The organism is Streptomyces sp. NBC_01233 (assembly GCF_035989305.1).
Lineage (GTDB): Bacteria > Actinomycetota > Actinomycetes > Streptomycetales > Streptomycetaceae > Streptomyces.
Window position 1 is genome coordinate 221,534 of the sequence record NZ_CP108514.1, and the last position, 23,487, is coordinate 245,020.

The window sequence follows — 23,487 nt, forward strand, 5'->3', positions numbered from 1 at the left end:
GTCCGGGAAGAGCCCGAGCAGGTCGTTTCCCGTGGTGGTCTCACGTCGGTCAATGAACATGGAACGCGTTTCCGTTCGGTTCGGCGGGTGATCTCCTGTGGTTATCCTGGCAACGCTTCGGCGCCGGCGCCGCGGCCGATCGGCCTACGAAACGAGACCTCCATTGTCCGATCTCACAACCCCCTTGGACGGTTCCGCCACCCTCGGCGGCGTGCTGGACGGCGCCGGGCCCACGGGCATCCGCATGCTCACCGCCCCGGCCGGCCTGGGCGTCCCCGTACGGGGCACGGTCATCTACGACGCCGGGGACCGGATCGCGGAGTCCCCCGGCGGGCTGCTGCTGCTGGTCGGCGTCGATCCCTCGGATCCCCGCGCACTCGCACTGCCGGCCCAGGCGGCCGCCCGGGGCTGCACCGTCGCCGTGATCAAGCGCCGGGGTCAGGACATGGGGGCGTTCGTCGGCGCGGCCGAGCGGCACGGCGTCGCCGTGCTGGCCGCCGAGGACGACCTGCCGTGGCGGAACATCGACGCCGTGCTGAGCTGCGCGCTCACTGGTGCCGGCACGTCGACCCTGCTCGGGGCGGTGCCCATGGGAGGCGAGCTGTACGCCCTCACGGACCATCTGGCGTCGGTGGTGGGGGGTGCGGCCGTGGTGGAGGACCTGGCGCGGCGCGTGATCGCGTACTCGAGCGTCCCGGGTGTCCGCATCGACGCACCTCGCAAACGCGGCATCCTCCAGCGCCGCATCGAGGACCTGCCGGAACTGCCCTTGCAGCGGCGGCAGTACCAGCGCGTGCTGGCCGCTCAGACGGTGGTGCGGTTCCCTGCCATGGGCGCGGAGCTGCCGCGCGCGGCCGTCGCGGTGCGGGCCGGCACGCTGCCACTGGGCACGCTGTGGGTGATCGAACCCGAAGGGGGCATCTCCGAGGAGGGCGTGGCGGCTCTCTCCGAGACCGCGCGGCTCGTAGCCCCTCACCTGCTGCGGCTGCTGAACCTGCCGGAGGCGGAACGGCGGCTGCGCCGGGAGACCTTCCTGACGCTGCTGGACTCGGGGGCGGTCCCGGAGGAGGCCTGCTCGCTCCTCGGGATCCGTACGGGGGTCCCCTTCCGATTGCTGGCTTTCGCGCCGCCCGGGACGGCGGCGGGCGGGGAGTCGTCCGCGGTCTCGACCGCGGCTCTGGCCACCGCGAGCACCGCTACCAGCGGGTGCAGCGGCAGTCGGAAGGGGCGCGGCGCGTCCGGGTCCGTACGCCGCAGGACGCCAACGGCCGCGGCGACGGCGACGGCGACGACGACGACGACGACGACGAACGCCATCAGTGTGCCGAGGCTGGTCAGGTCGGCCAGTTGCTGGAGGGGCACGAAGGCGGCCGGCAGCCCCACGCCCACCCCGACGATCCCGGCGTTGCGGGCCGGGGTGTGCCGCTTGCGGTCGACTCGGGAGAAGACCTCGGGAACGAGGCCGTCACGGGCCGTCGAGAACGGGACGCGGCTGGCCCGGCCCCATGGTGCGCCGCAGCCCGCCGTGCGTATCCTCGCTCGCGGCCGTGGCCCCGGGGCTGCGGGACACCGGGGCGCGCGGTACCCGGGGGGACCCGGTTCGGCTCGGAAGGCGCGTCCTGGCCTGTGCTCGTGATCGAAGACGCGGACTTCCGGGTGGGCGACGTGCTGTCGGTGGCCTGCCGGTTCACCGAGACAAGGGTGACGAGCCTCGGGTGGGACAGCCTCGTAGTGGAGTGGCCGTGTGGCGGCGGGATCCGGACAGCGAGTTGTTCCACTGGAACGGCCACGTGGCGCTGGGGGTCGACGCCGATACCCGTGTGTGGCACGAGACGGGACTCTTCCGCACCGAACCGCCGCTGGACGCACTGGAGCCGGACGACGTGTGCCGGGTGCGTGTCCCGCCGACCGTGGTGCACGTGACCACCGTCGACCGTTTCGATCCCCCGCTGGAGACGGGCTGGCTGCCCCGCCCGCGTCCGGCCGTCACGGTGCTGCCCCGGGGAGTGTCCTGCCGGGACGTCCCGGCAGGACAGCCTTGTCGACGTCACCGGCTACGAACTGCACCCGGACGACGACATTCCGTTCACCATCGACCTACTGTTCCGGCCGTACGCCTTCCTGTGCCACGGCGACGAGGTCGGCGATGCCGCAGGGCGGGCATGGCGCTTCGACAGCCCCTGGCACTGGCACGCGTTCGACGGTCGGGCAGCGACCACCGGCCCCCCGGTGGCCGGTGACACTGCTCACACGGAACGGGGCGCCGTGCACCGCGGAAGCTGCCGCGGCGGTTGCCGCCGCCACGACGGCGGGCTCCCACCGGGAGACCCTCGCGCACTGGACTGGGCTCACGGACGCCGCCCCCACCGCGTCCGGCATCGTCGTCCCGCGACTCCGGTAGGCCGTCCACCGTCGACCGCGGACGCGCACCCGGGCCGTCGAATGGACCGATCGGACGAGGGAGTGGCCCGGACGCATGACCTAGCCTGGATCGGCAACGCGAGATCCGGGGGGCCGAGCGCAAAGGAAGAGCGCGTCCATGGGCATCACCACCAGTTCCGCACGTCGTCGGCGGGCGGGATCCGCCGCGGCGGCGGCCGTCCTCGGCCTCCTGGCGGCAGCCGGCACCCCGGCCTTCGCCGCCACGGACGGCTCGGCGAGCGGGTCCCCGGTCACGACCCCCGCCGTCCGCTCCGCGTCCGCCGGAGGCCCGGGACCCGCCCAGGGCGCCGCAGGGGTCCCGCTGGGGATCTCCAGGCTGGCGCAGGGCGCGGGCCGTGACGTCGCGATCACCATCGACGACGGCCCGGACCCCAGGTGGACGCCCCAGGTCCTCAAGGTGCTGCGGGAGAACCACGTCAAGGCCACCTTCTGCATGATCGGGACGAAGGTGCAGAAGTACCCGGACCTGGCGCGCTCGGTCGCCGCCGACGGGCACCGGCTGTGCAACCACTCCGTCGACCACGACGTGACGATGGACCACAAGCCCGTCGCCTACCAGCAGCAGCAGATACTCGAAGCCAAGGCCATGATCGAGAAGGCCGTACCGGGTGTCCCCGTCGGCTACTACCGCGCGCCGGGCGGAGCCTTCACCCCCGACAGCCGGGCGATAGCCGCGGCCAGCGGGATGCGGCCGCTGGGGTGGAGCGTGGACCCCAAGGACTGGAGCCGTCCGGGCCTGCCCGCCATCATCTCCGCCGTCGAGGACAAGCTCCCCCAGCAGCCGACCGTCCTCTTCCACGACGGGGGCGGCGACCGCAGCGAGACCGTCGCGGCGCTCAAGGAGTACCTGCCCTGGCTCACCGCACACGGCTACACCTTCTCCTTCCCGGCCCGCACCACCCCGTAGGCCCCCAGCGACGCCGGCCCCACCCCCGCGACGTGGTGTGGGGCGCTCGGTGATCATGTGCGGGGGCAGCCGGGCCCGTGGCAGGATGACGGCCTGTTGGCCCAGAAGGCCGGTGCCGCCCAGGCGTCCTGAGGGCTGCGCGCAGCGACGGGTCGGAAAGCTGGGACATGGTCGCCTTCCACTCCTCCGCGCTCGACGGAGTCGCCGCCAACCCGGCCTTCCCCACACCGCTGCTGCTGCGACTGATCGCCTTCGAGGGCGAGGGCGGTCCGCCCTTCCAGGCCCTGCACCGGCCGGGGCTGCCCGAGTCGGCCGTGGCGGCCGTCCGCACTCATCCCCTCCTGTACCCGCGAGTCGAGCTCGCGACGAGCGGACGGGCGGCTCCCGAACAGCGGGCCCGGCTCGCGGACGACCCCTCGCCCCAGGTACGGGCCGCCGTCGCAGGCGGTCCCGAACGGATCCGCGATCACCGCACGAAGGTCCGAAAGGCCGGGCGCAGGCCAAGGACCTCTACGACGCCGTACTTCTCGCGGAGGCGGAAGCCACGAGGCTGTCCCCACGGCTGCTGCGCAAGGTGTTCCGGGACGAGCCGGGCAACACGGCTGCCGCGGACGCCCGGTGCCTGGACGTGGTGGCACTGTGGTCCGTGGACTGGGAGACATTCCGCGCGAAGCACCCGCAGGTACGGGGTACGGCGCAAGCGTGGCTGGAGCGCCTGAGGCGGGCCCTGGAACCGGTGTGGGGGCGGTAGGCGGCAGAAGCCCATGCGGCGGCACGCCCGCCGACAACAACGTCTTCGGCAGGGTGCGTTCGATGCGCTCGCCGCCGTGAACGCGGCCGCGCGCGGGGCGATCGGCGCGCTCGGCGGCGTCGTACGCTCCGGCGTCCGACCGCGGCTACGGCTTAAACGCCCTGACCCGGGCGCTCCGCCCCTGCGCCGACCACATGCCTCGCGGTCCGAAATCGGTGGACGGCCCAGCCGGCACCGACCGCGGCGGCCGTCCAGACCGTGACCTCGGCCAGAATGATGGCCGGGGTCATGGTCATGTGCGGGCGGGGCGGCATCAAGATCATCTGCAGGGCGGCGCCGACCGGCACCGTCAGCGCGGCGAGCAGGCCGACGGGCCCCGGGCGCCTGATGGATGCGCCCACCACGCCAAGGACCGTGCCGAACAGCACACTTGCCGTCCACCACACGACCAGGTCCGACTCGAACCCGGCCAGCGTTTCCTGGAGGGCGAAGGCGTCCGTCACGTAGTACGCCGCCGTGGCCGCGATCAGCGCCAGAGCGCCGAGCAGCGCGCCTCGGGCCCATGTCCTGGCCAGCCAGCCCATCGCCACCGCGAGCGCGGCCCATGACCAGCCGGCGTCCATCAGCAGGCTTAGTACCTTGGCGGCGCCCGCCCAGACGGTGCCCACCATCGGGGCTCCGAGCGCCGTGTAGGGCGAGGAGAGGGCGTTGACCAGCGAGGTGGTTGCCCCGAATCCCGCCCCGACCACGACACTTGTGATGATGATCTTCATACCGGAAGAATAGCCACCGACGGATCAGAGGGCTTCGGGCAGCCGTACGGCCTCGATCTCCGCGTCGTTGAGCAGGGCCTCGACGAGCGGCGCCGGGCCCGCCACCTTGGTGGCCCACAGGTCGTAGTCCGTGCAGAGGACCCAGGACCGGTCGTGGGCCCAGAAGTTGGACGGGCTCCACCCGTCTTCCTCGGGGTGGTCGTACAGCACCTTGGCGTCCGCCAGCCGGCCGGCCCGGACGTGCAGGTCGTCGAAGTCCTCGGCCCATTGCCCCAACGGGGTGTAGTAGGCCAGGCAGCGGGTGTCCGGCCCCTGCGGGCTGTGTCCGGTGAGGATCTCGACGAGCCGGTTCCAGTCGGCTCGGTTCAGGCTGCCCTCGGACGGTACCGAGATGCCGACCGGCCAGCCGCCCGACTCTCTGAGTGAAGGGAAGCAGGTGTAGGGGCCGGGCCACTGCTCCTCGGGCGTCACGGGATCACCGGTCCGTCGTGAGAGTTCCGCCCAGCGCAGCCGGCGCCAACCCGGTCCGGGGTGCTCGCCCCCCGTGCCGGTGAGCACCTCCGTGGGGTCGAGGCCCGGGATGATCTCGGGCCCGCCGCCCATCAGCACGGCCCGTTTGTACGCGACGTACGACATGTCGGTCGGCCCGACTTCGTGCTGGTGCATGGAGTGGAGGACCCAGGCCGCGTCGGGCAGCGCCGGCGGCATGAACCCGGTGAGCCCGTCATCGTCTGCCAGCTCCCGCAGCCAGTCGGTTTCCTCGGAGGCGGCCAGCGGCCACCGGGCGGCCGCCACGGCGGCGGGTGTTTCGTGCATCCGCTCAGGATCTCACCCGCCGCCGGTGCCTCGCCCGTCTGCGCAGCAGTCGGGGGCGTCTTTCAAGGCCGCTGCGCCGGGACGGGCTGAAGTGCGGGCCAGCGGGCGAGCATCTGCCGGCGCATGGCGGTGCTGAGGCTGCTCAGACCGCCGAGAACGGCGTCCTCGGCCGTCATCCGGCCAACGACACCGAGCCGGTGGACGAGCCGTTGCCGGGCGGTCGCAGTGCCCCACGTCCAGTCCTGGTGGGGAATCCGGGCCAGGTGGTCCGTGCCTTCGCGGTGTGCCCGCTGTACCAGCGCGTCGCCGCGGATCAGCCAGCCCGCGCACGCGTCGGCGAGCCCACCTCGGACTTCCGAGCCGGTCGCGGTGCGCCACTCCTCGCGGTACGCGTTCTCCGCCCGTTCCAGCAGCGGCTCCGACGCCGAAGTGACACACCAGCAGGTCGGAAAGCCGATGCGCAGGTAGGCGAGCTCCATCAAGCCGCTGCCCAACGAGGCTTGCTCGAAGTCGATGAATCTGATCCCGGTGGCCGTGTGGAGGTCGTTACCGGGGCAGGGGTCTCCGTGGAGGAGGGCGTGCCCGGGTGCCTGGTCGAGCCGGGCGACGAGGTCGTCGAGTTCGCCGGACACGGCTGACGTGACGGGAACCTCCAGAGCACCGGCCAGCCGCAGGAAGGAGTCGATGTCGGCCTGGTTCGGGCCCTGCCACCGGGGAAGTACCCCCGCGTCATCCGGGCGGGCCGTGGCATGCAGCCGTGCCAACGCGGCTGCGTAGTCGACGATCCAGTCGCCGGCCGGGCGTTGGTGTTCCAGGTGCTCCAGCACCAGGACCCGCTCGCCGGGATCAGTGGCCAGCAACGCCGGCACCACGGGGATTCCGGCTCGGGCGGCGAGCCGCAGGGCGGCCACCTCACGTGCGTACCGCTCGTCGGCGTCAGGACCCTCGACGAGCTGCTTCACCACCGCCGTCGACGTCGGCAGCTCGACGCGCCAGACGCGTGAGCGAGGGCTGCTGCCCAGTCTGAGAGAGCCCTCGGGCACTCCCAGCTCAGCACGTAGCTCGGCTCCGAACGGCAGTCGTGTCCCCATGAACTCATCCTCCCACGCGCACGAACCGACGCAGTGTTGCCTGCCACATCTCGCACCACTGCACGCCCTGCACGACCCCGAGCGCCTGCGACCTGCAGGAGTCGTCCGCGATCCGCGGCAGCGCCTCCTCGATCCCGGGCAGCAGATCCCGCGCGAATGCGGACTCCGGGGCGAAGGCGAGGTACGGCTCCTGCGGGTGGCCGGTTCCACGGTGAACATCTGCGCGTGGCGGTGCCGTGTGGCCGCGTCCGTCGCCTCCAGCAGTTTCCGCGCGTGGTCGACGGTCACCTCCCGCAGTGCGCATGCGTCCGTCGCGTCCCCGTCCCCGTCCCCGTCCCCGTCCCCGTCATGCTCATGGGCGAGGCAGTGGGCGCGCAGGGTGTCCGCCAGCAGTACGGACGGTTCGACGGCCAGTGCCTCCCGTACGTACGCGTCGAAGTGCTTCGTCGCCCCGGCGACGACGAAGGGCTCGACGTGGAGCAGCAGGTCCTGCAGGGCGAACAAGGTGTCAGCGCCGCCTTCCCGCACGCGACGAGCACGTTCGTCGAGGATGTCGGCCATCAACTCCCGCAGCGGTTCCAGCGCGGCCACCCGCTTCGTCACCTTCGGGAACGGCGTCAGGCAGTGCACCGGAACCTTCCGCACAGTGCCTGTGCACGCGTCTTCGTCGGCCCGGTACTGGACGGCTGGACACTGGTCTTCGGAGACACCTCCCAGGACGCCCACCGCATCGGCGCCGCGGAGGACGGCGAAGAGGCCTGGCGGACGTCGTACGCACCCGGTGCATCGACCTCAGCCGCAGGTTCGGAGCCGCGCACTGGTACAGGATGAGCTGCGGTGACGGCTGGACCGCCTGGTGCAGCGCGGAAGCCGGCGCGGTGGTGCGCCACTACGACGCGTTCGACGCCGAGGAGAACGGTGACGAGGGGCCGTCGCACCCGGGCGAGTCCGGCTACCTCCTGCCGCACGAACACGGTTTCCCCGAAGACGCCTTCGACGGCGTGGACGCGTCGGATTCCGCGGCTTTCGCCGCGCACTATCACGGACTGAAGGAGATGGCGTCCCGCCACGTGGTGTAGCCGATCAAGGGTGAGGTGTGCGCGGGCTTGCTCGCCGGGCGCACACCCGCGGAGGGCTCGCGCTCTCTGCGCATGAGGTGGGCCACCATGCAACTCTCCGTATTGAACGGCCAGTTCAACAACGGAGGTGCGAGGTGGCCCTGTCCCAGTCTGACCTATTACGCCTGCTGGAGTCACTACGCTCGGCAGACGGACTCGAACTCGTCCGCGGCATCGCCGAGCGGATGCTGCAGGAGCTGATCGAGGCCGAGGCCGCTGCCCACATCGGTGCCGGCTGGAACGAGCACACCGAGGCCCGTACCGCCTTGCGCAACGGGCACCGCGAGAAGACGCTCACCACCCAGGCCGGCGACCTGGAGCTGGCCATCCCCAAACTGCGCGCCGGAAGCTTCTTCCCCAGCCTGCTGGAGCGCCGGCGCCGGATCGACCAGGCCCTGTACGCGGTCATCGTGGAGGCCTACGTCCATGGCGTGTCCACCCGGTCGGTGGACGACTTGGTCAAGGCCCTGGGCGCGGACACCGGGATCTCCAAGAGCGAGGTCTCCCGGATCTGCGCGGACCTGGACGAGCCGCTGACCGCCTTCCGCACCCGGCCGCTGGACCACACCCGCTTCCCCTACATGTACCTGGACGCCACCTACTGCAAGGCACGCGTGAACCACCAGATCGTCTCTCGCGCCGTGGTCGTCGCCACCGGGATCACCGAGGACGGCGGCCGCGAGGTCCTGGGCGTCATGGTCGGCGACAGCGAGACCGAGGCGTTCTGGGCCGAGTTCCTGCGCTCCCTGCGCGAACGCGGCCTGACCGGGGTCCGCCTGGTCCTGTCCGACAGCCATTCCGGCCTGGTCAAGGCGATCCGCAAGGTCATGCTCGGCGCCGCGTGGCAGAGATGCCGTGTTCATTTCCTGCGAAATGTCTTCGCGGTGATTCCGAAGGAGGCGACCGAGATGGTCGCCGCAACCATCCGCACAGTCTTCGCCCAGCCCACCCAGGACGCGGTCCGCACCCAGCTCGACACCGTCGCCGAGATGCTCGGCAAGCAGTTCCCCAAGGTCAAACAGATGCTCCTGGACGCCAAGGACGACCTGACCGCCTTCGCGGCCTTCCCGGAACGGCACTGGAAGAAGATCCAGTCCACCAACCCGCTCGAACGGATCAACCGCGAGATCAAGCGCCGCACCGACGTCGTCCAGGTCTTCCCCAACGACGACGCCCTCCTGCGACTGGTCACAGCCGTGCTCTTCGAACTGCACGACGAATGGATCGCCTTCCCCCGCCGCTACCTGCCCGAGGGAAGCATGGACGAGATCTACCCCACCGAGCTCCCTAAAAGCGCCCCCGCACCACCCAACGCCACCAACGCGCCCACCGAGTGATCGGCTACACCACGAAGGGGGACATGACCCTGAAGGAGGAGTTCGGGATCCCCGACACCTGCTACGCCGACGACATCGCGGCGCGGCTGTCGGTCGATCCCGGTGCGCCGGGGCCGGACACCGGAATCCGGGGCACGGGCTCCTCGCGCTCACCGCATGCGGCCGGGAACACGGTCACCCTGCCGGGGCGCTGCCCGTGTGATGCTTCCGCAGCCCGCAGCCCGCAGCCCGCCGCCCGCAGCCTCCGCTCAACCCGAGATGCCGAGAGGCGGGTCGGTGACTAGTATCGTCCGTAGGTAACTGTGGCAACTGCGGGAAACACACCCTTTGCCTGCAGTGTGCGCCAGCACGCGCCGTGCGAATGTGCGCACCAGCCCAGAAAGTCCGTGGCCCGACGAGGCCGCGTTGACGGGGAATATGCACTCATCACATCACGTGTGTATGACCACAAGTACAGCGCGTGCATCTCTTGTGTGAGGAGGAAGAGAAATCTTCGTGCCGCAGCAACAAGAAGGGTTCTGAACCATGCAAGCACTGAGAGCGAAGCGGCTCTTCGCGGTATCCGCCATCGGCGTTCTGATGGCCGGCGGCGCTGCACTCGGAGCCGCCGGTACGGCCTCGGCGGCAACCCCGACCCACTCCGCCACTTACGTGACCGGCGGCGGCTGGGACCACGACCGGGGCCACCACGGCTGGTACGACGACGACGATGACGACTACCGAGGCGGAGGGTACGACCACGACTGCTGACGAACAAGGAAACGCTGTGCGGCTCCAACAGGGGCTGCACAGCGTCACGTTCCCATGCGTCTATGCCCCGGAGTTTCCGGACGGGCCATGGCCCTGCGGACGGAATGGTGACCTTCACGTCCTGAGTCCGTAACGGTCGCGGGGGAAGGGGATTCCAGCGATTCCGCAGGGCAGAACCGAATGGTCGACCACACCATTCGAGCCATGTGAAGGCACACGGGGGCCACCATGCGCACTGCCCGCAGGAGCTGGAAAACCCACACCCTTGGGGCTGCGGCCGTGGCCGCGCTCCTCTCGTCCGCGGCCTGCGACTCCGGCGGCACGGACAACGGCAAGAACCCCGGCGTCACCGGCACCCCGAGTGCGACCGGCGCCCCCAGCCCCTCCGGTACCCCCAGTCCGGAGGCGCGAGTTCGACGGCCCCTTCGCAGGGCCCGGGTGGCGGCTCGGCCGCGTCCGGCGGTGGCGCTGACACCACCATCGCGGCCTGCAACGACAACGACCTCTCGATCGACACGTCGGGGTGGCGACAGGACTCGGGCCAGCAGGACCGGATCCCCGGGTCACCTACTGGAACACCGATCTCCGCGCGGTCGACGACTTCCTGTTCAGGTCGGGCAACCGCTAGAACCGGTTGGGCGTGACATTGCGCAGGGCACCGGGGGCTCGCGGGCGTAGCCTGGCCAGCGGGCCCCGGAGTGCCTTTTCGTTTTCAGGAGTCGACGGTGGGATGGACTATGGGGATGGTCGAGAAGCTCTGGCAGGCGGGCGAGATGCCGCTCCGCGACGGGCTGTACCGTCCGGACGACACCGGCTTGGAATTGCACGTCGACGGTCCGGGGGCTTACCACCCGGATGCCGGGCAGCCGATTCCCTTCCGTATCGGAGAGCCGTTCGACGTGGCCCGGGCCATTGAGGAGCACGGCATCGACGAGGTGGACACCTGTTTCGAGAGTCCGCTGCCGGACGGATCCGGGTGGATGTCCGGCGGGGGCGGGGGGGATGGGCAACATCGGCTACCTCGCCCGTCTTGACGCCGACAGCTCCTTGCGGTGGGTCGCCGTGATGTTCCACTCCAACCCGTTCGTCAGGGTGCGCTACGAAGGCACGAGTGCCGTCTTGACCCAACGACTGGGGGAACCGGCTGACGCTTGACCTTGTGAGCCCTGCTCTCGGCTGACCCGCCCCTGCCCGGAACGGCGACTCACCCGGCAGGGGGAGGGAGATCGTCCCGGCGGCTGACGCCACCCCGCCGTGGTCACCGCACCGTGGGGAACATGACCAGTGCGGAACGGACGGTGAAGGCGCTCTGGAGCGCCTGGTGGCAGCGATGGCCGCGCCCGGTGGCCTGGGCAACGATGCTGTGGGCGGTGCTGTGTGCCGGCTTCGGCCTGGCGTGCGCGCTGGGTGGGACGCCCTTGCTCTACCACGGCGGTGGCTCGGGGGCCTCCGGGCTGGGTTGGGCGGTCGTGGCGGTGGGGACGGTGGCGACGTCGGCCGGCCGGAGCGGTGGTGCGGTACGGGCTGAGGCCGGCGTCACGGGTGCTGCTCTGGGTGGCCTGCGGGCTGGCCGGGATCACCGCGTTCAGTCTGCTGATGGACGTGGTCACGCTGATGCTCGGTCAGGGAGTGGACAGCCGGGCCTCCGTGGCGAACAAGGCCCTGGCGGCGGTCGGGGCAGTCCTGCTCGCGGCCACGGCCCGGTCCGGCCGCCAGCCTGCCGGTACTGCCGTCCGAGCGCCGTCCGCTGCACCGCAGCTCGTCCAACTCGCCGCCTGGGTGGGGACGCCGGCCTTCGTCCCGTACGCGGCGATGAAGCTCGTCTGGGCGTCCGGCGGCACGTTCGCGGGGATAACCGGTGAGGAGATGCTCGCCGTCTCGGAACGCAACGGCGCCTCGGGGATCTTCCTCACCCTGGAATCCTGGGGCCTGGACCCCACCGCGCTGCTGGCGGTACTCGGCGTCTTCCTGCTCTGGGGCCTGGTCCGACCGTGGGGGCAGGTCTTCCCGCGCTGGACGCTGTTCCTTCGCGGCCGGCGCGTGCCGCGCTGGCTCCCGCTCGCCCCGGCTCTGCTCGGCGCCGCCACGCTCGCCCCGTACGGCGTTGCGGGGGTCGGATACTCGGCCCTGGCCACGGCCGGCGTAGTGACGATGCGGCGCGGCGACTTCCACTCCCCGGGCGGCGCACTGCTGGTCGGCTGGATCGGGATGATCGCCTTCGCCGGCTACGGCATCGCCCTGACCATCGCGGCCCGCTCGTACTGGCTTCGGACGCTCCCCGCTGTAGCCGGGGAGTTGCTCCCCTCCCCGGCTACAGGCTGACAGCCCCTAGCTAGCTCTTCAGTGCCGCGGCGGCCGTGTCGAAGGCCGAGTCGCGGTTCTGCTCGAACTCCTCCTCGGTGAAGACCGGCGTCCGGAGGTGCGGGGGGATCCCGGTGATGTCGAAGGTCGTCCCCGTGCGCGTCAGGTACTCCTCGTTCGGGAGCCGGATGCTCATGCCGTTCGGGAGCGCGCGGACCATGGTGTCCGAGAAGACCCCCTGAGTGGGCTCTCCGACGCGGATGGTCCGGCCGGGTCGGTCGATGAGGGCCTGGGTGAAGGTTTCCCCCGCGCTGAACGTCGTGCCGCCCGTGAGTACGGCGATGGGGCCGGTGTAGCGGGGTGCGTCCCGGGCCGGCTCCACCCTGACGGCCTGCGCAGGGGTGGCGCGGGTGCGCTTGCGGTAAGCGACGTACGGGGTGTCGGTCAGGCGCCGGGCGAGGTGCACCCCCAGGGCGTCCTCGCCACCGCCGTTGACCCGCAGGTCGATGATCAGCCCCCGAAGGGCCGCCGTGCGCTCCGGGGTGAGGACCGCGTCGAGCGCCCGGTCCAGTCCGGCGAGCTGGGCGGCGTACCCGGGGTCCTGCTCGTCGTAGTCGGCGAATCCGGAGATCCGCAGGTAGCCCTGCCCGTCGGGCAGGTCGGCGTAGGAGATGCGGCCGTTCCCGAACTCCTGCGGCTTCGTGCCGCCGAGGTCCCGCCGGATGATGTGCTCCTTGGCCTTGGCGTCCAGCAGGTCGGGCCTATCGCTCGTGCCCGGCCGGGTCCGGACGAAAGGACGGCGGCCCTGCTCGACGACGGCGACGTGCGCGTCGTACAGCGGTCCCACCATGTCGGCGAAGAGGTTGAAGAGCTCCTCCCTCGTGGTGTCCGCGTGGACCTCGGGGCGGTGGGTGTCCCGGACGGCGTGCCAGTCGATGCCCTTGTCCGCGAAGAAGGGGTAGTTCTCCTCGAAGGTGCTCCAGAAGACGTCGAAGGTGGTCAGCGGGTCGGTGGGCGACTGCCGTTCGCAGGCCTTCGGCAGTGCCGCGAGCCGCCGCAGTCGGCGGTCACCCGTGGATCCGGACACGTGCAGCACTCCCTGCGGGCGGACGGTGAGCAAGGTGCCGTCCTCGACGCGGTAGGTGCCCGGGGCCGTCCGCACGGCCTCGTAGCCAGGTGCACAACCCATCGCCGTGGTCTGGTGCTCCCGCAGGCGCCCGTCCGCGATCGACAGAACCGTGCCGTAGCCGTCCACGCGCCAGACGCCGTCGACCGAACCCGTCGGATGGGCCGGGCGTCCCGCCACGGCGGCGGGCACGGCCGCCCCGGCGGCCAGGGCCGACGCCATCACGACCGTCACGGCCCTGGCTCCTTTGAGCCACTTGTGTCCCATTCGACTTCCTCGTCTCGCCCTCGGCGTGCCGGGCCGGCACGGCCCGACTCAGAAAACGATCATGGCGGGGGGCCTGCTCGGAGGACATCCGGCGAACCGGTGCCCCGGCCGGGGGTTATCCCCCGCAACGAGACGGAACCTCAGGGCGTTTCACCACGCGGGAGCGCACGTCGAGTCTCGCGGTGTTCATCCGCTTGCGTGGTCCGGAGGCACCGCGCCTTCCCCTTCTCGGGGGCGCCATGTGAGGGTGACCGAGATCGCGGCCTTCGCCTCGCCGTCCGCCAGCAGGGCTACGGCCTTGCCCGGCTTCACCACCAGCTCGATCCCGAAGGTGGCGCTGACCTCGTCGGGGCGGGCGGCGCGCGCGGATTCGACCACGGCGGACCCGATGCCGCTGACCAGTTCGTTCAACTGGTCCACGCGAGCGGTGAGATGGTCCAGCGCGCCCACGTCCTCGTAGGCGGACTCCTCCGATCCGTGGGGCACGTCCTCGGGGCTCAACACGCTCACGCGGGTCAGTACGGTCTCCCCGCCCGGCAGTTCGATCTGCTGGATCCGACGTTCCATCGGCTCTCCCCCCGCCACGGACGACTGACCTACACCAGCGCGTCGTTGACCTCGCCGAGGGCCATTGTGCAGGTCGCGCCCGGCTCGTGCAGGGCGATCGCCCGACCCGGCCGCCAGCCACCCCGCGGGCCGCCGCCGAGTTAATCGGGCGTCCCGTCGTGCTGAAACCGGTCCGGGGTTCCGGGAGCCCCGGAGTACGGCTGTGTGCGGAGGGCGACGAGGTCGCCGACCCATGCCGCCGTGCCCACGCCGCGGCGGTGGACGAGCGGGGCGCCCCGATGCCGCGGGACGCCCTCGTCGAGGAGTACCTGCGCGGCGACGAGTGCTCGGTGGAGGTGTTCGGGCACACGGTGGCACCCGGCGTCGCGAAGCGTCCGCCGGAGACTGCAGCGGGGCCGTCGGCTGATGGGCCCCGCCCCCGGCGAAGCCTTCCGATACCAGCCGGATATGGTCGTACCGGACGTCCCGGCCCACCCTCGCCCCGGGCCGCCCCTGCCCCGGCCACAACCCGCCCGGGCGCTCTCCCGCCCTGCCCCGGCCCGTCGGCCGCCTATCCCGGACGTTCCCTGCATGAGCACCAACACGGCCCTGCGCCCCGAGCCCCCCGCGCCTGCCCCCGCCCTTCGCCCGGGGGCGAAGGGAGCCGTGCGGGCCCCGGCGGCGGCGCTGCACAGCATCTGCGCGGTGACCGCCGTCCTGCTGGGTCTCGTCGCGATCGGCGCGATGATCCACGAGCCGGTGCTGATACCCCCGCTGGCCGCCAGCGCCGCGCTGGTCCACAGTGCCCCGGCCCTGCCGCTCGCCCAGCCGCGCGGTGTGGTCATCGGCCACCTGGTGGGCTGCGCCGTGGGCTACGGCGTTCTCGCGGTGGCGGGCAGCAGCGCCTGGGCGGCGGCCGTGGCGGCCGGCCTCACCCTCGCCCTGAACATGGCCGCCCGCACCCCGCACTCGCCGGCCGTGGCCACTGCCGTGATCATCTTGCTGCAGACGCCCGCCCCCGGCCGCTTCGTCCCGCTGCTGTTCGGTTCGGCGGTCCTGCTGGTCCTGACCGGATACGCCGCTTCCCGTGTTCGCCGCAACGCGCCGAGGTACCCCGCCTACTGGTGGTGACCTGCCGGAGCGGGGCATGCCGTGAGTACGCCGCCCCGGGTGGCGGTCGTCTGGCTCGTTTCGGTCTGCCCGCCGGTCGGTCGTTTGACCTCTCGGTGTGTCGCTCGCTTTGATTTCGCCGGTCAACGTGTTGGTGTTCGTACGGGAGAGCGAGGGTGCGCCGATCATGGTGGCTGGGCGGTCGCTGGGTCGGCAGTTCGGGTGGCTCTGGGCGGCGTACGCGGTCAGTACCCTCGGCACATGGCTCGCGTTCGATGCGTTCGCCTTGATCGCGATCCTCGTGCTGCACGCCGGGACGACCGAGGTGTCGCTGCTGGCGGCTTCGGGGCTGGCCATCGGCGCGGTGGTGGCGCTGCCGCTCGGCCCGTGGGTGGAGTTCCGCCGCAAGCGGCCCGTGATGATCGCGATGGACCTGGTCAGGTTCGCAGCGTTGATGAGCGTGCCGGTGGCGTTCGCGCTCGGCCGGCTCTGCTTCGCCCAGCTCCTGGTCGTGTCGGTCGTCGTCGGCGCAGCCGACATCGCCTTCACGGCGGCCAGTGGCGCTGCCCTGAAGGCGCTCGTCCGGCGGGAGGACCTGCTCGTCGCGAACGGGCGGTTCGAGTCCACGACCTGGACCGCCACCATGCTCGGCCCGCCACTCGGCGGGGCCGCGATCGTCCTGGTCGGCCCGGTGATGACCATGGTGGCCAACGCGGTGAGCTACCTGCTCTCGGCGGTGGGGATCCGCGCGATGGGCGGGCGGGAGGTGCGTCCCGGGCCCGCCGGAGCGCGGCCACGGCTGCGCGTCGGCGACCTGGCCGCAGGGTGGCGGTACATCCTGACCGACTCGGCGCTGCGCCCGCTGTTCGCCAACACGGTCCTGGTCAACGGCCTGATCATGGCGGCCTCGCCGCTGCTCGCCGTCCTCATGGTCCGCGACCTCGGATTCACGCCCTGGCAGTACGGCCTCGCCTTCGCCGTGCCCTGTGTCGGCGGCCTGATCGGCTCACGGCTGTCCCCGCGGGTCGTCGCGCGGTTCGGGCAGCACAGGGTGATGGTGACCGCCGGGGCGCTGCGGGCGTTCTGGCTGCTCGGGCTGGCCTTCATCGGCCCCGGCCCTGCCGGGCTCGTGCTCGTCATGACGGTGGAACTCGGGCTGATCACCTGCATGGGCGTGTGCAACCCCGTGTTCGCCACCTACCGCCTCGCTCGGACCCCGGCGGACCGGGTCGCCCGCACCCTGTCCGCGTGGTCGGTCACCAGCAAGGCCACCATTGCCGCGCTGACCGCTCTGTGGGGCCTGCTCGCCGGGGTCACCAGCCCCCGCACCGCGCTCGTGATCGCCGGTCTCGTCCTCATGGCGACCCCGCTCCTGCTCCCCCGGCACGACCACCCGCCCCGGCACGAGCGCGAGCCGGCCCGCAACCTCACCTGACATCGCGACGCGCCGCCCCGACGTCCGGAGGCGGGCTGCGGCCGCTACGAGCCGGTGAAGAAGGCGGTCAGCACCGGCGCGAGGGCGTGGGGGTCGACGTTGTGGTTCTGGCCGGGCACGGCGTGCAGGGTGTAGTGGTCGCCGAGGGAGGCGAGTTCCTTCGCCCCGTTGGCCATGTACGTCTCTCCCGCGCTGCCGTAGCCCACGAGGACCGGTACGTTCACGGACCGCCACCGGTCGGTGGGCAGCGGCCGGCCGGACATGGTGCCGGCCATCACCTGACCGTCGTAGGGCAGGGTGGGGGCGGTGGCCTCCCAGGCGGCCCAGACAGGGGTGTGCCGCATCCCGGCGATGGAGTCGTCCGGCATGGCCGGCCCCGCGGTCAGGAAGTGGGTGAGGGCCTCGGCCGCGTCCCCGTGGCGACGGCCGCCTTCACGCGGTCGACGTAGTCGGCGGGCAGCGGGGGGCGGGTCCCGTCGAGACGAACGGCGGCTCGTACAGGGCCAGGGCCGAGACGGCTCTGCCCCTGGCCACGGCCTCCAGGGTTAGGACGGCTCCGGAGGACATCCCGAAGAGGAACACCGGCCCGCCCACCCGCTCGATCACCGCGTCCAGGTCGTCGATCTCGCGCTGCACGTCGTAGACGGGGTGGTCGCCGCTGTCGCCGCGGCCCCTGCGGCCGTAGTTGACGACGCTGAAGTCACGCGCCAGCAGCGCGGCGAGCGGTGCGTGCCGCGCCCGGGGCATCAAGGTGCCGCCGACGAGAACGAGTGCCGGGCCCGCGTCGCCGTGCCGCTCACAGGCGATCACCGTGCCGTCGGACGAGACCACCTTGAACATGTCGTATCCCCCTGCTCTCCAAGCCGTTCGGGCCCCGCCGACCGTCCGGCTGCCGCGCCCGGGCGACGACCGGGCACCGGGCGGCGCAGCGGCCCGGGCGGTCAACGGGCGCCATCGGTACGGTACGTTGGGCGTGCCTCGTGATGACCCGTACGGGCGGACGAGATCACGCCGAGGCCACCTGGTCGAACCGACACACCGCCTCCCGGGCCGGCCCGGACAGTCCACGCAGCCGGGCAGGCCCCGGAGCCCTACTCCAGGAGTCACCCGTGGCGCGCTCGCTCGACGGCCTCGTCTTCGTCCCCGTGGCCGACCAGGCCCCCGGCCAGGTGGGCCGGCAGACCCGGTTCGAGTACCACGAGCAGGACGACCGGGTCTGGGCCGAGTACGGCGGAGGGGACGTGGTCAGGGGTTACCTCGTCGGCACCCGGGCGGACGACTCGATCGACTTCCGCTACGTCCAGCTCCGCCTCGACGGCACGACCGCCTCCGGGCACTGCACCTCGCTCGTCACGGAACTCTCCGACGGCCGCCTCCGCCTGGAGGAGACGTGGACGTGGGAGTCCCAGGAGGGTCACGGCACCAGCACGGTCGAGCAGCCGCTCGGCTGAGGTCCTGCTGCGGACGCCGAAGGGCGCGGCCCCTTCAGGAGCCGCGCCCTTCGTGTGCGCCCCGTCCGTTCGCGGCCGGCGGCCGGCGTCACACAGCGAGCTCAACGGTGGAGCTGCCCGTGGGGATCGGCACGGTGGGCCTCTGCCGGTCCGCGCACTGCCCGGGAGTGTCGATTCCGAGGCAGAGCTTCGTACCCTGCGGGATCTTGACGGTGCCGTCGCCCTTCGGCAGCGGCTTGCCGTCGACGCACAGCCCCGGGAGCGCCTTCGGGTCGCTGCAGTAACTCTCCTGAACCACACCGGACTCGGAGTCCTCCGGCTCAGAAGCGTCCTGGCCCTCGGTGGAGCCCTCCTCCTGGGCGCCGGAGTCCCCTTCCTGGGAGCCGCCCTGCTCCGTGCTCGACTCCTCGCTCGCGCCGGAGCCCTCCTCGCGGGAGCCGCCCTCGTCCTCGTTCCGGTCCTCGCCCTGGTTCCAGTCCTCGTCCTGGCGGTCCTCGTGGTCGTTGCCGCCACGGTCGGCCTGGAGGGTGATCGTGCGCGGGGCCGCCGGGGCGGCGAAAGCGCCGGTGGGCAGCAGTACGGCTCCTGCCGCCAGCGAGGTCGAGGCCGTGAGCATCACGAGGCGCAGGGTGCGGGAAGTGCGGGGCATCAGAGAACCTCCTACGTGGGGGGATGGGGAGAGGGCCACCGGTTCTGCGTGAACCCATGACTCAAGTAGGCCCCGGCGCCCGAACCGCGTCATGCCCCCTGATTTCGCGACTTGACGGATATCAGTGGCCCAGATAGCCGCGCCTCACCGGCATCGATCGCCGGCATCGGTTCACCGGGTCGGCGGTTCCGGGCGCCGCTCCCCCCACGGCCGTACCGTCTCCAGCTGCGCCGCCACCCGGAGCACGGTCACCTCGTCGTCGCGGCGGCCCACCAGTTGCACGGCGAGCGGCAGCCCGTCCGAGCCGTGGCCCGCCGGGACGGAGGCGGCCGGGTGCCCGGTGACGTTCCACAGCGCGGTGTAGGCGACCATCGGGCGCGAGCGGGCCAGCGCCGTCAGCAGTCCGGCGCCGTCCAGTGCGCCCACCGGACGCGGGCGCTCGGCGATGACCGGGGTCAGCAGCAGGTCCATGGTGGTGAACATCCGGTCGGCGCGCAGTGCCAGCCGCTCCCCCGCCCGGATCCCGCGCTCCACGGCGGATTCGGGCACCATCCGGGCCAGCGCGAGGGTGCTGCGGGTGCGCCGCTCCAGCAGGTCGGGCCGCTCGACCGCGGCGGCCTCCGCCCGCACCCCGCCGCAGAACTGCGCGGCGAACGGGGCCGTCGCGTCCGGGTAGCGGGGGTTGACCTCCCGTACGTCGTGACCCAGTTCGCGCAGCGCCCGTACGGTCTCCAGCAGGGCCTCGACGTGCGCCGGATGCGGGCGTACGCCGGGCACGGCGGGCTTGGCGGCGTAGCCGATGCGGAGCCGTTCGGGCGGGGTCTCCAGGGCCCGCACCCAGCTGGTGGTCGTCGGGCGGGCGCTCCAGCGGTCGGTGGGGGTGGTGCCGGCGAGCACGTCGTAGAGCAGGGCGGAATCGCGCACGGTGCGGGTCAGCGGCCCTACGGTGCCGAGGGCGTACCAGAGGTGGGGGTTCGGAGCGGTGGAGACCCGGCCGCGCTGGGGCTTGAGCCCGAAGAGCCCGCAGCAGGCTGCGGGGATGCGGATGGAGCCGCCGCCGTCGCCGCCGAGCGCCGCCCCGACCAACCCGGCCGCGACGGCGGCGGCGCTACCGCCGCTGGAGCCGCCGGGGGTGCGGGAGGTGTCCCAGGGGTTGCGGGTGTGGCCGTGGGCTGCGGATTCGGTGAAGGGCCACTGGCCGAACTCGGGCATCGTCGTCTTGCCGATCACGACGGCTCCGGCGGCGCGCAGGCGGCGTACGGCCTCGGAGTCGCCGGCCACGGGGGTGCGGTTGGCCACGCCGCCGAAGGTGGTGACCTGCCCGGCGACGTCCAGCTCGTCCTTGACCGCGATCGGCACGCCGTGGAGGGGGCCGTCCGCCCCTTCCGCGTCCCGGGCGTCGGCCTCGGCGAGGGCCTGCTCGGCGAGGACGATACGGAAGGCTCCGAGGGCGGGATCGTTCCGGGCGATGCGGCGCAGTGCGGCCTCGACGAGAGCGCGGGAGGTGATCACGCCGGTGCGCACCAGCTCGGCCTGCCGCTCGACCGACTGGAACATCAACTCCGCATCGTCCCGGTCCTGTTCCCCGCCCTGCTCCCCGCCCCGTGCGCCGTCCCTGTCCATGCCCACCCCTTCCGCTTTACCTGCCGGTAACTCCGAGCAAGGCTGGCGCCCCGCCACGTGCACGTCAAGCGACTGATGTCGGCCCGGCATGCGCCGACATGGCCTGTCACACGCCTGTGACAGTCGGCGGACACCCCCATGAAGTCGCGCGGCCAATCTCTTTATCAGGGACAAACACCGACATTCCGGAATACGTCCCCTGCTTCCGAGGACGCGAGCAGAGATGACCGAGACGAAACGTCGGAGGAAATCCCATGAGCCTCACCCTCACCGCGCCGAACGCCGAAGCCACCGTCCTCGCCCCCCGCGAGCAGGAAGCCCTGCGCCACATCGCCGCCGGACACACCTACCTCCAGACCGCCCGCCACATGGGCCTCTCCAAGCACACCGTCGACGCCTACCTCCGCCGCATCCGCGCCAAGCTCAACATCAACAGCACCGCCGAAATGACCCGCATGGCCATCGCCCTCGGACTCTGACACCGACACCGTCGCTCTGATGTCAGTGGTCCCTGAGAACCTGGAACCATGACTGACCGTACCGCTTCGATCACCGCCTACTGGGATGCCGCCGCAGCGGCCTTCGACGAGGAGCCCGACCACGGGCTGAGGGCTGACGACACGCGCGCCGCGTGGGCCCGGCTCCTGCAGTCGGTGATGCCGGACCGTCCGGTCGGCGTCCTCGACATCGACTGCGGCACCGGATCGGTGTCCCTGCTGCTGGCCGAGGCCGGCCACCGGCCCACCGGCGTCGACCTGGCGCCGCGCATGATCGAGCGGGCGCGCACGAAATTCGAGGCCGCCGGCCTCGCGGGCCGTTTCCTGGTCGGCGACGCCATGGCTCCCCCGACCGGGGACGAGCGCTTCGACGTCGTGCTGTCACGGCACCTGGTGTGGACACTGCCCGATCCGGAGGCCGCCTTGCGCGATTGGGTGACGCGTTTGCAGCCGGGAGGCCGGCTGGTGCTGGTCGAGGGGCGTTGGAGTGAGGCGGGTCAGCAGGAAGCCCCCTATATGGCCGGCGCCGAATCACTGCCGTGGAACGGCGGACTCAGCGCCGAAGCCCTTGCTGCCGCCGTGCGCCCCCTTGCCGCCCGTGTGCGTGTGGAACCGCTCAGCGACACCCCCGCCCTGTGGGGTGGCCCGGTGGACGACGAGCGGTACGTCCTGGTCGCCGCCATGTGACGCGCCGAGCAGGTCAGCCGCTCCCCTCACGGCGACAGTGATCCCGGCGCCCCCGACCGCGCGGGCGGAGCGTCAGACCGGTCAGGCATCATGCGCCCGTGAGCATCATCGTGAAGTTCTTCATGGCACCGGACGATGCGTCGGCCGCCACCACCGTCGGGGCCGGACCGGGACCTGCTTTCACGTCCCTTTCGTTCGGCAACTTCGATGCCGAAGAGGCCGTGGTCGAGTGGGAATGCCTCTTCTCCGGAGGCCGGTTCGAAGACCTCCTGGAGGCCGGCGAACCGCGAATCGTCGGCGGCGAGGACGATGACGGATGCGTTGTCTTCGCGCTGTCGGCCCGCCTCGTGGACGCTCTGGCCGAGGCCGAGCCATCGCGGCTGGATGAAGTGGGCGCGCAGTGGGCCCGGCAGCGGGCAGAGGACGGCGAGCCGATCGATCCTGATGTGGCCCGCGAGATGGTGGGGAGTCTGGGCGCTCTGGCGCGCGGCACGGAAGAACACGGCCGCGGCTTGTACTGCTGGATCGCGTAGAAGTCAGGGTTGGACAGGTCCTAGCCGCCGGGAGTGAAGGTCACCGGCAGGGTGAGGGGGCCGCGCAGACCCCCGGGGCGCCAGCGGATCTCGTCGGGCGCTACCGCGAGGGCGAGCCCGGGCAGCCGGCGCAGGGCGGTGCCGAGGGCGATCTGTCCCTCCAGGCGGGCCAGCGGCGCACCCAGGCAGTAGTGGATGCCGTGCCCGAAGGCGAGGTGGGCGTTGTCCTGCCGGGTGACGTCCAGGCGGTCGGGGTCTGCGAACCGGGCGGGGTCGCGGTCGGCGATGGCCGAGGCGATCAGTACCGTCGCGCCGCGCGGGATGGTCACGCCCGCGATCTCGACGTCTTCGCGCGCGAACCGGGCGATGCCGGGGCTGACCGGTCCGTCGTAGCGGAGGAACTCCTCGATCGCGCCCGGCAGCAGCTCGGGGTCGGAGCGCAGCCGGTCGAGCTGGTCGGGGTGGGCGAGCAGCATGGCGATGCCGCCGCCGATCAGGTTGACCGTGGTGATGTAGCCGGCGACCAGCAGCAGGAACACCATGGCGATCAGCTCGTCCTCGGTCAGCTGCTGTTCCTGGTCCCGGGCGGTGATGAGGCCGCTGAGCAGGTCGTCGCCCGGGGCTGCCCGTTTGGCCCGGATGAGCTCGGTGACGTAGGCGCGCATGTGCTGCCACGCCTCGTTCACCACGGCGGGGTCCGGCGGCTCCGCACCCCGCATGATCATGCGGTCGGTCCAGTGCTGGAAGTCGTGCCGGTCGTCCACCGGCACTCCGAGCAGTTCGCTGATCACCGTGACCGGGAGCGGTAGCGCGAAGTCCGCCACGAGGTCGGCGCGGCCGTACGGGACGACCTCTTCCAGCAGCCGGTCGGCGATGGACTGGATCCGGGGCCGCATCCCCGCCACTCTGCGGGCGGTGAACGCCTTGGAGACCAGGCGGCGCAGGCGGGTGTGGTCGGGCGGGTCGCTGCGGAGCATGTTGCTCAGCATCGACTCGCGCTCCGTTTCGGGCAGCTGCTGCAGGAGCCGGGTGTCCGAGGCATCGCGTACGTCGCTGCTGAGGCGGGGCTCGGAGAGGGCGGCGAGTCCGTCGTCGTAGCGGGTGACCAGCCAGGCCTCCAGACCTCCCGCGATGACGACGCGGCGTACGGGGCCGTCCTCGCGCAGTTGCCGGTACAGCGGGAAGGGGTCCGAGACGAAGGCCGGATCGGCGTAGGGCAGTAGGACCGGCCGCTCGCTCATCATGCCTCCAGAAGTACGTCGCCTTCTCCGTGGAGC

Annotated in this window: 25 protein-coding genes and 1 pseudogene; 16 read left to right on the plus strand and 10 right to left on the minus strand. The window is 71.8% G+C overall.

What is annotated here, in order from left to right:
* Positions 1-163 precede the first annotated feature (163 nt).
* Both OG332_RS01115 and OG332_RS01120 read left to right on the plus strand, forming a co-directional pair.
* On the plus strand, positions 164-1,636 hold the full coding sequence (locus tag OG332_RS01115; protein ID WP_327411640.1) for a hypothetical protein: 1,473 nt from the start codon (positions 164-166) through the stop codon (positions 1,634-1,636).
* A 903-nt stretch (positions 1,637-2,539) separates the two neighbouring features.
* Complete coding sequence (locus OG332_RS01120; protein ID WP_327411641.1) at positions 2,540-3,349, plus strand: polysaccharide deacetylase family protein; 810 nt, start codon at positions 2,540-2,542, stop codon at positions 3,347-3,349.
* Positions 3,350-4,252: 903 nt separating this feature from the next.
* Here the strand turns inward: OG332_RS01120 and OG332_RS01125 are convergent.
* The 3 genes from OG332_RS01125 to OG332_RS01135 all read right to left on the minus strand — a co-directional run bounded on the left by OG332_RS01125 (position 4,253) and on the right by OG332_RS01135 (position 6,780).
* A complete protein-coding gene (locus OG332_RS01125; RefSeq protein WP_327411642.1) occupies positions 4,253-4,873 on the minus strand; it encodes a hypothetical protein in 621 nt (206 codons plus the stop codon).
* A 24-nt stretch (positions 4,874-4,897) separates the two neighbouring features.
* The gene (locus OG332_RS01130) at positions 4,898-5,689 is read right to left on the minus strand and encodes a hypothetical protein (protein ID WP_327411643.1); all 792 of its coding nucleotides are present in this window, start codon (positions 5,687-5,689) and stop codon (positions 4,898-4,900) included.
* 62 nt (positions 5,690-5,751) lie between these two features.
* The gene (locus OG332_RS01135) at positions 5,752-6,780 is read right to left on the minus strand and encodes an aminoglycoside phosphotransferase family protein (protein WP_327411644.1); all 1,029 of its coding nucleotides are present in this window, start codon (positions 6,778-6,780) and stop codon (positions 5,752-5,754) included.
* A 354-nt stretch (positions 6,781-7,134) separates the two neighbouring features.
* On the opposite strand from OG332_RS01135, the gene OG332_RS01140 reads away from it, so the two are divergent.
* The 7 genes from OG332_RS01140 to OG332_RS01170 all read left to right on the plus strand — a co-directional run bounded on the left by OG332_RS01140 (position 7,135) and on the right by OG332_RS01170 (position 12,307).
* On the plus strand, positions 7,135-7,611 hold the full coding sequence (locus OG332_RS01140; RefSeq protein WP_327411645.1) for a hypothetical protein: 477 nt from the start codon (positions 7,135-7,137) through the stop codon (positions 7,609-7,611).
* Positions 7,608-7,859, plus strand: a complete 252-nt coding sequence (locus OG332_RS01145) for a hypothetical protein (protein WP_327411646.1) — start codon at positions 7,608-7,610, stop codon at positions 7,857-7,859. Before OG332_RS01140 ends, OG332_RS01145 begins: the two co-directional genes overlap by 4 nt.
* Positions 7,860-7,993: 134 nt before the next feature.
* Entirely contained in the window at positions 7,994-9,235 is a 1,242-nt protein-coding gene (locus OG332_RS01150; RefSeq protein ID WP_327411484.1) for an IS256 family transposase, read from the plus strand.
* Positions 9,236-9,258: 23 nt separating this feature from the next.
* Positions 9,259-9,519 carry a hypothetical protein gene (locus OG332_RS01155; RefSeq protein WP_327411647.1) on the plus strand — a complete coding sequence of 87 codons (261 nt, stop codon included), beginning with the start codon at positions 9,259-9,261 and terminating at the stop codon, positions 9,517-9,519.
* Positions 9,520-9,760: 241 nt separating this feature from the next.
* Complete coding sequence (locus tag OG332_RS01160) at positions 9,761-9,985, plus strand: hypothetical protein (RefSeq protein ID WP_327411648.1); 225 nt, start codon at positions 9,761-9,763, stop codon at positions 9,983-9,985.
* A gap of 743 nt (positions 9,986-10,728) precedes the next feature.
* Positions 10,729-11,019 carry a hypothetical protein gene (locus tag OG332_RS01165; RefSeq protein ID WP_327411649.1) on the plus strand — a complete coding sequence of 97 codons (291 nt, stop codon included), beginning with the start codon at positions 10,729-10,731 and terminating at the stop codon, positions 11,017-11,019.
* Positions 11,020-11,527: 508 nt separating this feature from the next.
* Positions 11,528-12,307: a hypothetical protein gene (locus OG332_RS01170; protein ID WP_327411650.1), complete on the plus strand. Its 780-nt coding sequence runs from the start codon at positions 11,528-11,530 to the stop codon at positions 12,305-12,307.
* Between the two features lie 10 nt (positions 12,308-12,317).
* On the opposite strand, the gene OG332_RS01175 is transcribed toward OG332_RS01170, so the two are convergent.
* Positions 12,318-13,679 (minus strand): S41 family peptidase, encoded by a 1,362-nt coding sequence (locus OG332_RS01175; protein ID WP_442816089.1) that lies wholly within the window; start codon positions 13,677-13,679, stop codon positions 12,318-12,320.
* Positions 13,680-13,865: 186 nt separating this feature from the next.
* On the minus strand, positions 13,866-14,246 hold the full coding sequence (locus OG332_RS01180) for a CU044_2847 family protein (protein WP_327411652.1): 381 nt from the start codon (positions 14,244-14,246) through the stop codon (positions 13,866-13,868).
* A gap of 158 nt (positions 14,247-14,404) precedes the next feature.
* On the opposite strand from OG332_RS01180, the pseudogene OG332_RS01185 reads away from it, so the two are divergent.
* The 3 genes and pseudogenes from OG332_RS01185 to OG332_RS01195 all read left to right on the plus strand — a co-directional run.
* Positions 14,405-14,527, plus strand: a pseudogene (locus OG332_RS01185) (hypothetical protein); the annotation flags it as partial.
* A gap of 289 nt (positions 14,528-14,816) precedes the next feature.
* Positions 14,817-15,356 (plus strand): HPP family protein, encoded by a 540-nt coding sequence (locus OG332_RS01190; protein WP_327411653.1) that lies wholly within the window; start codon positions 14,817-14,819, stop codon positions 15,354-15,356.
* A 166-nt stretch (positions 15,357-15,522) separates the two neighbouring features.
* Positions 15,523-16,770, plus strand: a complete 1,248-nt coding sequence (locus OG332_RS01195; protein WP_327419067.1) for an MFS transporter — start codon at positions 15,523-15,525, stop codon at positions 16,768-16,770.
* Positions 16,771-16,814: 44 nt separating this feature from the next.
* Here OG332_RS01195 and OG332_RS01200 read toward each other — a convergent pair whose 3' ends face one another.
* Entirely contained in the window at positions 16,815-17,138 is a 324-nt protein-coding gene (locus tag OG332_RS01200) for an alpha/beta fold hydrolase (protein ID WP_327411654.1), read from the minus strand.
* A 64-nt stretch (positions 17,139-17,202) separates the two neighbouring features.
* Positions 17,203-17,610 carry an alpha/beta fold hydrolase gene (locus tag OG332_RS01205; protein ID WP_327411655.1) on the minus strand — a complete coding sequence of 136 codons (408 nt, stop codon included), beginning with the start codon at positions 17,608-17,610 and terminating at the stop codon, positions 17,203-17,205.
* Positions 17,611-17,879: 269 nt separating this feature from the next.
* Between OG332_RS01205 and OG332_RS01210 the strand changes: the two genes are divergently transcribed.
* Positions 17,880-18,221, plus strand: a complete 342-nt coding sequence (locus tag OG332_RS01210; protein WP_327411656.1) for a hypothetical protein — start codon at positions 17,880-17,882, stop codon at positions 18,219-18,221.
* Positions 18,222-18,309: 88 nt separating this feature from the next.
* Here the strand turns inward: OG332_RS01210 and OG332_RS01215 are convergent, their stop codons facing one another.
* Together OG332_RS01215 and OG332_RS01220 are read right to left on the minus strand one after the other, a co-directional pair.
* Positions 18,310-18,870, minus strand: coding sequence for a hypothetical protein (locus tag OG332_RS01215; RefSeq protein ID WP_327411657.1), 561 nt, complete (start codon positions 18,868-18,870; stop codon positions 18,310-18,312).
* Between the two features lie 171 nt (positions 18,871-19,041).
* Positions 19,042-20,493: an amidase gene (locus OG332_RS01220; protein WP_327411658.1), complete on the minus strand. Its 1,452-nt coding sequence runs from the start codon at positions 20,491-20,493 to the stop codon at positions 19,042-19,044.
* A gap of 254 nt (positions 20,494-20,747) precedes the next feature.
* Here OG332_RS01220 and OG332_RS01225 point away from each other — a divergent pair, with 254 nt between their 5' ends.
* From OG332_RS01225 to OG332_RS01235, 3 genes are all read left to right on the plus strand, one after another.
* A complete protein-coding gene (locus OG332_RS01225) occupies positions 20,748-20,972 on the plus strand; it encodes a response regulator transcription factor (RefSeq protein ID WP_327411659.1) in 225 nt (74 codons plus the stop codon).
* A gap of 48 nt (positions 20,973-21,020) precedes the next feature.
* The gene (locus OG332_RS01230) at positions 21,021-21,677 is read left to right on the plus strand and encodes a class I SAM-dependent methyltransferase (RefSeq protein ID WP_327411660.1); all 657 of its coding nucleotides are present in this window, start codon (positions 21,021-21,023) and stop codon (positions 21,675-21,677) included.
* Positions 21,678-21,775: 98 nt separating this feature from the next.
* Positions 21,776-22,210, plus strand: a complete 435-nt coding sequence (locus OG332_RS01235) for a hypothetical protein (RefSeq protein ID WP_327411661.1) — start codon at positions 21,776-21,778, stop codon at positions 22,208-22,210.
* Between the two features lie 20 nt (positions 22,211-22,230).
* On the opposite strand, the gene OG332_RS01240 is transcribed toward OG332_RS01235, so the two are convergent.
* Complete coding sequence (locus tag OG332_RS01240) at positions 22,231-23,451, minus strand: cytochrome P450 family protein (protein ID WP_327411662.1); 1,221 nt, start codon at positions 23,449-23,451, stop codon at positions 22,231-22,233.
* Positions 23,452-23,487 lie beyond the last annotated feature (36 nt).

What these genes read in the sequence shown, in the direction of transcription:
- OG332_RS01145 (WP_327411646.1), top strand. Translation starts at nt 7,608, where the DNA reads ATGAGCTGCGGTGACGGCTGGACCGCCTGGTGCAGCGCGGAAGCCGGC.
- OG332_RS01140 (WP_327411645.1), top strand. Translation starts at nt 7,135, where the DNA reads ATGGGCGAGGCAGTGGGCGCGCAGGGTGTCCGCCAGCAGTACGGACGG.
- OG332_RS01165 (WP_327411649.1), top strand. Translation starts at nt 10,729, where the DNA reads ATGGTCGAGAAGCTCTGGCAGGCGGGCGAGATGCCGCTCCGCGACGGG.
- OG332_RS01180 (WP_327411652.1), bottom strand. Translation starts at nt 14,246, where the DNA reads ATGGAACGTCGGATCCAGCAGATCGAACTGCCGGGCGGGGAGACCGTA.
- OG332_RS01175 (WP_442816089.1), bottom strand. Translation starts at nt 13,679, where the DNA reads ATGGGACACAAGTGGCTCAAAGGAGCCAGGGCCGTGACGGTCGTGATG.
- OG332_RS01240 (WP_327411662.1), bottom strand. Translation starts at nt 23,451, where the DNA reads ATGAGCGAGCGGCCGGTCCTACTGCCCTACGCCGATCCGGCCTTCGTC.
- OG332_RS01225 (WP_327411659.1), top strand. Translation starts at nt 20,748, where the DNA reads ATGAGCCTCACCCTCACCGCGCCGAACGCCGAAGCCACCGTCCTCGCC.
- OG332_RS01190 (WP_327411653.1), top strand. Translation starts at nt 14,817, where the DNA reads ATGAGCACCAACACGGCCCTGCGCCCCGAGCCCCCCGCGCCTGCCCCC.
- OG332_RS01205 (WP_327411655.1), bottom strand. Translation starts at nt 17,610, where the DNA reads ATGTTCAAGGTGGTCTCGTCCGACGGCACGGTGATCGCCTGTGAGCGG.
- OG332_RS01220 (WP_327411658.1), bottom strand. Translation starts at nt 20,493, where the DNA reads ATGGACAGGGACGGCGCACGGGGCGGGGAGCAGGGCGGGGAACAGGAC.
- OG332_RS01135 (WP_327411644.1), bottom strand. Translation starts at nt 6,780, where the DNA reads ATGGGGACACGACTGCCGTTCGGAGCCGAGCTACGTGCTGAGCTGGGA.
- OG332_RS01230 (WP_327411660.1), top strand. Translation starts at nt 21,021, where the DNA reads ATGACTGACCGTACCGCTTCGATCACCGCCTACTGGGATGCCGCCGCA.
- OG332_RS01215 (WP_327411657.1), bottom strand. Translation starts at nt 18,870, where the DNA reads ATGCCCCGCACTTCCCGCACCCTGCGCCTCGTGATGCTCACGGCCTCG.
- OG332_RS01130 (WP_327411643.1), bottom strand. Translation starts at nt 5,689, where the DNA reads ATGCACGAAACACCCGCCGCCGTGGCGGCCGCCCGGTGGCCGCTGGCC.
- OG332_RS01120 (WP_327411641.1), top strand. Translation starts at nt 2,540, where the DNA reads ATGGGCATCACCACCAGTTCCGCACGTCGTCGGCGGGCGGGATCCGCC.
- OG332_RS01195 (WP_327419067.1), top strand. Translation starts at nt 15,523, where the DNA reads ATGGTGGCTGGGCGGTCGCTGGGTCGGCAGTTCGGGTGGCTCTGGGCG.
- OG332_RS01200 (WP_327411654.1), bottom strand. Translation starts at nt 17,138, where the DNA reads ATGCCGGACGACTCCATCGCCGGGATGCGGCACACCCCTGTCTGGGCC.
- OG332_RS01155 (WP_327411647.1), top strand. Translation starts at nt 9,259, where the DNA reads ATGACCCTGAAGGAGGAGTTCGGGATCCCCGACACCTGCTACGCCGAC.
- OG332_RS01160 (WP_327411648.1), top strand. Translation starts at nt 9,761, where the DNA reads ATGCAAGCACTGAGAGCGAAGCGGCTCTTCGCGGTATCCGCCATCGGC.
- OG332_RS01125 (WP_327411642.1), bottom strand. Translation starts at nt 4,873, where the DNA reads ATGAAGATCATCATCACAAGTGTCGTGGTCGGGGCGGGATTCGGGGCA.